Origin of the sequence: Sulfurimonas sp., from assembly GCF_041583195.1 — a bacterium.
Classification (GTDB): Bacteria; Campylobacterota; Campylobacteria; order Campylobacterales; family Sulfurimonadaceae; genus Sulfurimonas.
In genome coordinates this window covers 335508-346071 of sequence record NZ_JBFHGL010000001.1, presented here as the reverse complement: position 1 = coordinate 346071, position 10564 = coordinate 335508, and the positions used below count along the sequence as shown (strand labels likewise).

The following is a 10564-nucleotide window of genomic DNA, read 5'->3' as shown; positions in this document are numbered from 1 at the left end:
ACTGTAAAAGAATTAAAAAGTGCTAAGTTTGATGAAACTGTTGAAGTTGCACTAAACCTAAATGTAGATCCTCGTCACGCTGATCAAATGGTTCGTGGTGCAATCGTTCTACCACACGGTACTGGTAAAACTGTACGTGTTGCAGTATTTGCTAAAGGTGCTAAAGCTGATGAAGCTAAAGCTGCTGGTGCTGATATTGTTGGTACTGATGATTTAGTTGCACAAGTAAAAGAGGGTGTATTTAACTTTGACGTTGTTGTTGCAGCGCCGGATTGTATGGGACTAGTTGGACAAATTGGTCGTATCCTTGGACCAAAAGGTCTTATGCCAAACCCTAAAACTGGTACAGTTACTCCAGATGTAGCTACTGCAGTTAACAACTTAAAAGGCGGTCAAGTAAACTTCCGTGTTGATAAAAAAGGTAACATCCACGCTGGTATCGGTAAAGTTAGTTTCGAAGCTTCTCAAATTGAAGAAAACTTCAAAACTTTCTTAGCTGCTATTAATAAACAAAAACCAGCTTCTGCAAAAGGTAAATATATAAAATCAGGTGCTCTTAGTTTAACTATGAGTCCTGCTATTAAATTAGATACTGCAGAACTATTAGATATAAAATAGTAATTTTTAGTACTCCACATTTGTGGGGTATTATAAAGTTACTGCTTTGGTAACTGCATTTTATGGACTAAAGATATAGGTGCGTTAGCTTAATTTCCCTATTGAAGTGAAGTGAATTTATTCACTTAGATGTCTGGAAAGGAGAAAATTCTATGACAAAAACACAAAAAGCTGAAATTATTGAAGTACTTTCAAATGAATTCAAAGATGCTCAGTCTGTAATCTTCTGTGATTACAAAGGTCTAAGCGTTGGTGAACTTGAAGGTTTAAGAAAACTTGCTCGCGAAAAAGAAGCAAAAGTTCAAGTTGTTAAAAATACACTTGCATCAATTGCTCTTAAAAACGCTGAGTTAGAAGGTATTGAATTACAAGATACAAATATTCTTGTATGGGGTGAAGATTCAGTTGCAACTTCTAAAGTTGTTTCTAACTTTGCTAAAGATAATGAAAAATTTGTAATTAAGTCTGCTTACATTGACCGTGAAGCTGCAGATGCTGCTAAAGTTGAAGCATTCGCTAAACTTCCTGGACGTGAAGAACTTCTTGGTATGCTTGCTGCTACTTGGATGGCTCCACTTACATGTATTGGATTTGGTCTTAACGCTCTTAAAGAGAAAAAAGAACAAGAAGCTGCATAATTAGCAGTTAAATTTAAATAAAAAAATAAAATAAAAGGAGCCTAAAATGGCTGTAACTAAAGAAGACGTATTAGAGTTTATCTCAGGACTTTCTGTATTAGAACTTTCTGAGCTTGTAAAAGAGTTTGAAGAAAAATTTGGTGTATCTGCACAACCTGTTGCTGTAGCTGGTGGAGCTGCTGCTGGTGGTGAAGCTGCTGAAGAAAAAACTGAGTTTGATGTTGTATTAACTGACGCTGGTGCTAAGAAAATCGGTGTTATTAAAGTAGTTCGTGGTCTTACTGGTCTTGGACTAAAAGAAGCTAAAGAAGCATGTGAAGCTACTCCATCTGTAATCAAAGAAGGTGTAGATAAAGAAACTGCTGAAGCTGCTAAAGCTGAGCTTGAAGAAGCTGGTGCTACAGTAGAAGTTAAATAATTATTTAACAATTTATTATGAGGGCTTTTTGCCCTCAACTTTCGGGCGCTTTAGCTAAGAGATAAGAGTCTCCTAGCTAAAGTGCCCTTATGTCGTTTATAAGCACTATACTTGTTTTATCTAAGGACGCTTAGATAAATTTCGCTTAAGCCATGAGCTTGAGTTCCAATTACAACTTACAGAGGTAGCCTATGTTAAACACTTTATATTCTGGAAATCGTCTTCGTGTAGACTTTGCCAAAACTCCTCAACAGATTGAAGTTCCAAACTTACTTCAACTTCAACAAAGTTCTTATGATAACTTTTTAATGATCGATGCTAAAGATAGAAGCACATCAGGAATTGAAAAAGTTTTCCAATCAGTATTCCCTATTCATGATGCTCAAAACAGATTAACTATTGAGTATATCGGTAGTGAAGTTGCTAAACCTAAATACACTGTTCGTGAGTGTATGGAGCGTGGACTTACTTATTCAGTATCATTAAGAATGAAAACTCGTCTTGTATTATGGGACAGAGATGAAAACACTAAAGAAAAACTTGGTGTTAAAGATATTAAAGAGCAATCTATATTTGTTCGTGATATTCCACTAATGACTGACAGAACTTCTTTCATCATCAATGGTGTTGAAAGAGTTGTTGTTAATCAACTTCACCGTTCACCTGGTGTTATCTTCAAAGAAGAAGAAGCTACTACTGTTGGAAATAAACTAATATATACTGGTCAAATTATTCCGGATCGTGGTTCATGGTTATATTTTGAATATGATCCAAAAGATATTCTTTATATGAGAATCAATAAACGTCGTAAAGTTCCTGTAACTATTATGTTCCGTGCACTTGGTTACTCTAAACAAGATATTTTAAAACTTTTCTATCCTATTCAGACTGTTAACATGGCTGATAATAAATTCTCTGTAGAATTTAATCCGTCTGATTATAATGGCCGTTTAGGTTATGACTTAGTTGATACTAATGATAAAGTTTTAGTTGCAGCTGGTAAAAGACTGTCAGTTAAAAAAGCTCAAAAGTTTGTAGAAGACGGTTTAAAAGAAGTTCAGTATCCACTAGAAGTTTTACTTGATCGTTATTTAGCTGAGGCTATAATTGATCCTGAAACAGGTGAAGTTCTTTTTGATACTATGACTCACATAGATGAGACTAAACTAAAAAAATTAGCTGAAATCGGTGTAACTGAATTTAAAATTGCTAACGATTTAGCTGAGGGTGTTGATAGCTCAATTATCAATGCATTCAACGCTGATGCAGATTCACTAAAACTTCTTAAACAAACTGAAGATATTGAAGATGAAAATGATTTAGCTGCTATCCGTATCTACAAAGTTATGCGTCCTGGTGAGCCAGTTACTAAAGAAGCTGCTCATGCTTTTGTTAATCAGCTTTTCTTCGATCCTGAAAGATATGATTTAACTGAAGTTGGTCGTATGAAAATGAACCATAAACTAGATATGGACATTCCATCTTACATGACTGTATTAACTCACGAAGATATTATCAAGTCAGTTAAATACGTTATTAAAGTTAAAAACGGTCAAGGTCACATAGATGATAGAGATCACTTAGGTAACAGACGTATCCGTTCTATCGGTGAGCTTTTAGTAAACGAACTGCACAACGGTTTAGTGAAAATGCAAAAAGCTATCCGTGACAAGTTATCTACTATGAGTGGTGCTATGGAAGAGTTAATGCCACACGATCTAATCAATTCAAAAATGATTACATCAACTGTTATGGAGTTCTTCTCTGGTGGTCAACTATCTCAATTTATGGATCAAACTAATCCATTATCTGAGGTTACTCACAAGCGTCGTTTATCGGCATTAGGTGAGGGTGGTCTTGTTAAAGAGCGTGCCGGATTTGAGGTGCGTGACGTTCACCCTACTCACTATGGTCGTATCTGTCCGATTGAGACTCCAGAGGGTCAAAATATTGGTCTTATCAATACTTTAGCAACTTATTCTAAAGTTAATGATCACGGTTTTATCGAAGCTCCATACAAAGTTATGAAAGACGGTAAAGTTACTAATGAAGTTGTATACTTAACTGCTACTCAAGAAGAGGGTGTTAAGATTGCTGCTGCATCTAACCCTTTAGATGAAAACGGTCAATTTACTACTGAGCTTATATCAGTTCGTGAAGATGGTGAGATCCTACTTAAGAAACCTGAAGAGTGTGACTATGCGGATCTTAGTTCATCAATGGTTGTTGGTGTAGCTGCTTCACTTATTCCTTTCCTTGAGCACGATGATGCCAACCGTGCACTTATGGGTTCAAACATGCAACGTCAAGCGGTGCCTTTAATCAAGCCGGATGCTCCGATGGTTGGTACTGGTGTTGAAAAACTAGTAGCTCGTGATTCGTGGGAATGTGTAAAAGCTAAGCGTGCAGGTACTGTAGAAAAAGTTGATGGTAAACACATCTACGTTATGGGTGATGAAGATGGTGAAATCTATATAGATTACTATCCATTACAAAAAAACCTACGTACAAATAACAACACTTCTTTTGCTCAAAAACCAATTGTTAAAGTTGGTCAAAAAGTAGAAAAAGGTCAAGTTATCGCTGATGGTCCAAATATGGATCAAGGTGAACTTGCTCTTGGTGTTAATGCAATGGTTGCTTTCATGCCTTGGAACGGTTATAACTTCGAGGATGCGATTGTTATCTCTGAGCGTATGATTCGTAAAGATGCATTTACTTCAGTTCATATCTATGAGAAAGAAGTTGAAGCTCGTGAATTAAAACACGGTGTAGAAGAGATTACTCGTGATATTCCAAATGTACGTGATGATGAACTTGCTCACCTAGACGAGTCTGGTATCGTTAAGATCGGTACAAACGTTAGCGGTGGTATGATCTTAGTTGGTAAGGTTTCTCCAAAAGGTGAAGTTAAACCAACTCCGGAAGAAAGATTACTTCGTGCAATCTTTGGTGAAAAAGCTGGTCATGTTGTAAACAAATCACTTTATTGTCCACCATCTATGGAAGGTGTAGTAGTTGACGTTAAAATCTTTACTAAAAAAGGTTATGACAAAGATGAGCGTACACTTTCATTAGAGAAAGAAGAGCGTGACTTTTTAGAGCGTGAACACTATGACAGACTTCTTATGATCGATAAAGAAGAGATGTTACGTGTAGCAAAACTTCTAACTCGTGAGCCTTTAAGTGCAGATATTACTATAGGTGATACTGACTATAAAACTGGTGACACAATAAATCCAAAAGATTTAGAAAACGTAAACCGTTTTGCTATGAATGCAATTGTAAAAAGTTTTAGTGAAGATATTCAAAATGAATACAACAAAACTAAAAACTATTTCCAAAAGCAAAAAAGAATCTTCCGTGATGAGCACGAAGAGAAACTAACTATTTTAGAAAAAGATGACATCCTTCCAAACGGTGTTGTTAAATACGTTAAAGTTTATATAGCTACTAAACGTAAACTAAAAGTTGGTGATAAAATGGCAGGTCGTCACGGTAATAAAGGTATCGTTTCAACAATCGTTCCTGAAGTTGATATGCCTTATATGGAAGACGGACGTTCAGTTGACGTATGTCTTAACCCACTAGGGGTACCTTCACGTATGAATATCGGGCAGATTTTAGAGATGCACCTTGGTATGGCTGGACGTGAGCTTGGTAATCAAATTCAAGCTGAATTTGATAGCAAACAAGCTGACTTTATCAAAAACTTACGTGAGAAGATGATCTCTATCGCGGACGTTGCTGGTATGATGAACGCTAAAAAAGTTATCGGTGATATGAGTGATGATGAATTCTTACATTATGCACGCGACTGGGCGAAAGGTGTTCGCTTCGCAACTCCAATTTTTGAGGGTGTGAATGCTGCAGAGTTTGAAAAAATCTTTGAACTTGCAAAAATGGATACTGATGGTAAAACAGTTCTTTACGATGGTAAGACAGGTGATAAAATAAAAGAGCGTGTTAATGTAGGTTATATGTATATCCTTAAACTACACCACTTAGTTGATGAGAAAATTCACGCTCGTTCAACTGGACCATACTCTCTTGTTACTCAACAACCTGTTGGTGGTAAAGCACTATTTGGTGGTCAGAGATTTGGTGAGATGGAGGTATGGGCTCTAGAGGCTTATGGTGCATCTGCTGTTCTTAAAGAGATGTTAACTATCAAATCTGATGATGTTGATGGTCGTGTTCGTGCTTATAAAGCAATCACAAAAGGTGAATTAGTACCAGCTTCAGGTATCCCTGAAACACTGTTCGTACTTACTAAAGAGTTGCAATCACTTGCACTAGACGTAGAAATTTTTGACGAGGTTGAAGACGATGAGTAAATTAGTACCTATTGAAGTAACTGAAAATGACAGACCAAAAGATATAAAGCAGCTGCAATTCCGTTTAGCTGCGCCTGAAAAGGTAATGTCATGGTCAAATGGTGAGGTTAAAAAACCTGAAACTATTAACTATCGTACATTAAAACCTGAGCGTGACGGTCTGTTTTGTGCAAAAATATTCGGTCCTGTTCGTGATTATGAGTGTCTTTGTGGAAAATATAAAAAGATGCGTTACAAGGGTGTTGTATGTGAGAAATGTGGTGTTGAAGTTACATCTACTAAAGTTCGTCGTACTCGTATGGGTCACATCGAACTTGTAACTCCTGTTGCACATATCTGGTATGTAAGTTCTCTGCCAAGCCGTATTGGTACTCTTTTAGGTATCAAAATGAAAGATTTAGAGCGTGTACTTTATTATGAAGCATACATCGTTGAACAAGGTGGAGAGGCATATTACGATGCTGATGGAAAAACACCTGTACTTAAATATGATGTATTAAATGAAGAGCAATACCGTACATTAGTTCAAAGATTCGGTGAATTAGGCTTTAAAGCTCGTATGGGTGGTGAAGTTGTTCGTGACCTATTAGAAGATATCGATCTAGTTGATGCATTTACACAACTTAAAGAAGATATTGAGCAGACAAAATCTGAAGCTAAGAAAAAAACTATTGCTAAGCGTTTAAAAGTAATTGAGTCGTTCTTAAACTCTGGAAACAATCCTGCATGGATGATGTTAACAGTATTACCTGTTCTTCCACCGGATTTACGTCCACTTGTATCACTAGATGGTGGTAAGTTTGCAGTATCTGATGTTAATGATTTATATCGTCGTGTTATCAATAGAAATCAACGTCTTAAGCGTCTAGTTGAGCTTGAAGCTCCAGAGATTATTGTTAGAAATGAGAAGCGTATGCTTCAAGAGTCTGTTGATGCACTATTTGACAACGGTCGTCGTGCAAATGCAGTAAAAGGTGCTAATAAGCGTCCACTTAAATCATTATCTGAGATCATTAAAGGTAAGCAAGGACGTTTCCGTCAAAACTTACTTGGTAAACGTGTTGACTTCTCTGGTCGTTCTGTAATCGTTGTTGGTCCAAGCTTACAAATGCACGAATGTGGTTTACCTAAGAAAATGGCTCTTGAGCTGTTCAAACCACACTTGATTGCTAAGTTAGAAGACAAAGGTCATGCGACTACTGTTAAAGCTGCTAAGAAGATGATTGAAGACCAAACAAATGAAGTTTGGGAATGTTTAGCTGAGATCGTTGATGGTTATCCTGTAATGCTTAACCGTGCACCAACACTTCACAAACTTTCAATTCAAGCGTTCCACCCGAAACTAATTGATGGTAAAGCTATCCAGCTTCACCCATTAGTTTGTTCGGCATTCAATGCCGACTTCGATGGTGACCAGATGGCAGTTCACGTACCTTTATCTTCAGCTGCAATTGCTGAGGCAAAAGTACTTATGATGGCTTCTATGAACATCCTTCACCCGGCAAGTGGTAAAGCGATTGCAACGCCTTCACAGGATATGGTACTTGGTATCTACTATATGACTTTAGAGAAAAACGGTGTTAAAGGTTCTAACAAACTTTTTGGAAACGTTGATGAAGTTAATATTGCATTTGAGCATGATGCACTTGATCTTCATGCAAAAGTTCGTACACGTGTTGATGGTCGTATAATCTATACAACTGCTGGTCGTTTACTACTTAAAGATATTTTACCTGACTTTGTTCCGGCAGAATTATGGAATAAAGTTATGAATAAACGTGCTATCGGTGAGCTTGTTGATTATGTTCAAAAACACGGTGGTATCGGTGTAACTGCAGGTTTCCTTGACAGACTTAAAGATTTAGGTTTCAAACAAGCTACTAAAGCTGGTGTATCTATCTCTATTGATGATGTTAAGATTCCAGATGCTAAAGAAGCAAAAATTGAAGAATCTAAAAACAAAGTTATTGAGATTCAAAAACAATTTGAAGCAGGTTTACTAACTGAACAAGAACGTTACAATAAAATTATTGACGTTTGGACTGATACAAACAACACTGTTGCATCTCAAATGATGGAACTAGTTGAGAGTGATAAAGACGGTTTCAACTCTATTCACATGATGGCTGACTCTGGTGCTCGTGGTTCTGCTGCTCAGATTCGTCAGTTAGCTGGTATGCGTGGTCTTATGGCTAAACCAAGCGGTGATATTATTGAGACTCCGATTATCTCGAACTTTAAAGAGGGTCTAAACGTTGTTGAGTACTTTATTTCTACTCACGGTGCTCGTAAAGGTCTTGCCGATACAGCACTTAAAACAGCGAATGCTGGTTACTTAACTCGTAAACTTGTTGACGTTGCGCAAAATGTTAAAGTAGTTGAACATGACTGTCATACTCACGAAGGTATTGAGATCTCTGATATCTCTGATCAAAATACTCTAATTGAGTCTTTAGAAGACAGACTAAATGGACGTGTACTTGCTGATGATATTATTGATCCAATCTCTAATGAGATCCTTTTTGCAGAGGGTACTTTAATTGATGAGATAAGTGCAAAAACAATTTCGGAAGCTGGAATCAAAACAGCTCACATTAGAACTCCGACTACTTGTAAAAGTGAAGACGGTATCTGTGCGCTTTGTTATGGTGTTAACCTTGCAACTGGTCACATCGTTCGTAAAGGTGAGGCTGTTGGTATTACTGCTGCTCAGTCAATTGGTGAGCCTGGTACTCAGCTTACACTACGTACGTTCCACGTTGGTGGTACTGCGAGTTCAACTGCACAAGAGCGTCAAGTTGTAGCTAGTAAAGAAGGTTTTATCCGTTACTATAACTTAAATACTTACCAATCAAAAGATGGTAAAAATATCGTTGCAAACAGACGTAATGCAGCTGTACTTTTAGTTGAGCCTAAAATAAAAGCTCCGTTCGCAGGTAAAGTTAAAATTGAGACTATTCACGATGAAGTATTAATCTCTGTAGAGGGTGCAAAAGATACTCAACGTTACTCTTTACGTAAAAACGAAATTGCTAAGCCAAACGAGCTTGCAGGTGTTTCTGGTCAAATTGAGGGTAAATATTACTTCCCGTATGAGAGTGGAAGTGAAGTAGCTGAAGATGAGTCAATCGTTGAAACTATTAAAGACGGTTGGAACGTACCTTCACGTATCCCTTACGCATCTGAATTACTAGTTGATAACGGTGCACCAGTTACTCAAAAAATATACGCTAAAGAGGAAGGTAATGTTAAATACTTCCTTCTAAAAGGTGACTATTTAGAGAGATTTGAAGGTCTTAAAGAGGGTTACGAAGTAAAAGAGAAAGGTCTTTTTGCAGCTGTAATTGATAGCAATAACCGTGAAGCTGTTCGTCACTATATTGCACGTGGTTCTGTAATTGTTGCAGAAGATGATGCAGCAGTTGATGGAAGTACACTTCTTGCAAAACCTGCATCTGATGAGTCTGTTGTAATTGCTGAATGGGATCCATACTCTAACCCAATTATATCTGAGGCTAACGGTGTAGTTAAATTTGAAGATATTATTGTTGGTACTACTGCTACTGAGCAGTTAGATGAGTTAACTGGTAAAACTCGTTTAATGATCAACGATCACATCTCAAGCGAATTTAAACCGACTGTTGTTTTAGCTACAGAAGACGGTGAGCTTTTACGTTACGCTATTGAAGCTAAATCTTCTATCTATGTAGAAGACGGTGCTACTGTTAAAGTTGCTGATATTATTGCTAAAACTCCAAAAGCACTTCAAAAATCAAGCGATATTACGGGTGGTCTTCCACGTGTATCTGAGCTATTTGAGGGTCGTCGTCCTAAAGCTACAGCATTAATCTCTGAGATTGACGGTGTGGTAAGCTTTGGTAAAATGTTACGTGGTAAAGTTCGTATTGTTATTACAAGTGATGCTGGTATTGTAAAAGAGTACTTTGTAGATAAATCACACTCACCGGTTGTAAACGCAGGTGACTTTGTTCACGCAGGTGAACGTTTAACTACTGGTATCATCTCTTCTCATGAGATTTTACGTATTAGCGGTGTTAAAGCACTTTATAACTACTTAGTATCTGAAGTTCAGCAAGTTTACCGTTCTCAAGGGGTTAACATTGCCGATAAACACATCGAGGTAATCTTTACTCAGATGTTACGTCAGGTTAAAATTATCAAATCTGGTGATACTAAATTTATTGAAGGTGATCTAATCTCTAAAAATAAATTTAAAGCTGAGAATGAGAAGATTACTCGTCTTGGCGGTCGTCCTGCGATTGCAGAGCCATTCTTAGTAGGTATTACGCGTGCGGCTGTTGCAGCAGATTCTATTATCTCAGCAGCATCGTTCCAAGATACTACTAAAGTTCTTACTGAAGCTGCAGTTTCAGCTAAGATCGATGATCTTAACGATCTTAAAGAGAACGTTATTATTGGTCGTACGATTCCAGTTGGTACTGGTATCTATAAAGATCAAGAAGTTGTTCTTGAAAGTGAAGCGGAATAGTAATTCCCTTTCATAATAGCTAGGGAATATCTCCCTAGCAATC

5 protein-coding genes are annotated in these 10564 nt (G+C 37.3%); all 5 read left to right on the top strand.

The genetic code is table 11. From position 1 onward, the window contains the following. Positions 1-618 (top strand): 50S ribosomal protein L1 (gene rplA / locus ABZA65_RS01770; RefSeq protein ID WP_373069956.1); only part of this gene is annotated, 618 nt, incomplete at its 5' end. A 152-nt stretch (positions 619-770) separates the two neighbouring features. Further along, positions 771-1256 carry a 50S ribosomal protein L10 gene (rplJ, locus tag ABZA65_RS01765; protein WP_373069954.1) on the top strand — a complete coding sequence of 162 codons (486 nt, stop codon included), beginning with the start codon at positions 771-773 and terminating at the stop codon, positions 1254-1256. A 46-nt stretch (positions 1257-1302) separates the two neighbouring features. Continuing rightward, on the top strand, positions 1303-1674 hold the full coding sequence (rplL, locus tag ABZA65_RS01760) for a 50S ribosomal protein L7/L12 (RefSeq protein ID WP_373069952.1): 372 nt from the start codon (positions 1303-1305) through the stop codon (positions 1672-1674). A 191-nt stretch (positions 1675-1865) separates the two neighbouring features. Continuing rightward, positions 1866-6011 carry a DNA-directed RNA polymerase subunit beta gene (rpoB, locus tag ABZA65_RS01755; RefSeq protein ID WP_373069950.1) on the top strand — a complete coding sequence of 1382 codons (4146 nt, stop codon included), beginning with the start codon at positions 1866-1868 and terminating at the stop codon, positions 6009-6011. Continuing rightward, positions 6004-10521, top strand: a complete 4518-nt coding sequence (gene rpoC, locus ABZA65_RS01750; RefSeq protein WP_373069948.1) for a DNA-directed RNA polymerase subunit beta' — start codon at positions 6004-6006, stop codon at positions 10519-10521. Before rpoB ends, rpoC begins: the two co-directional genes overlap by 8 nt. Positions 10522-10564 lie beyond the last annotated feature (43 nt).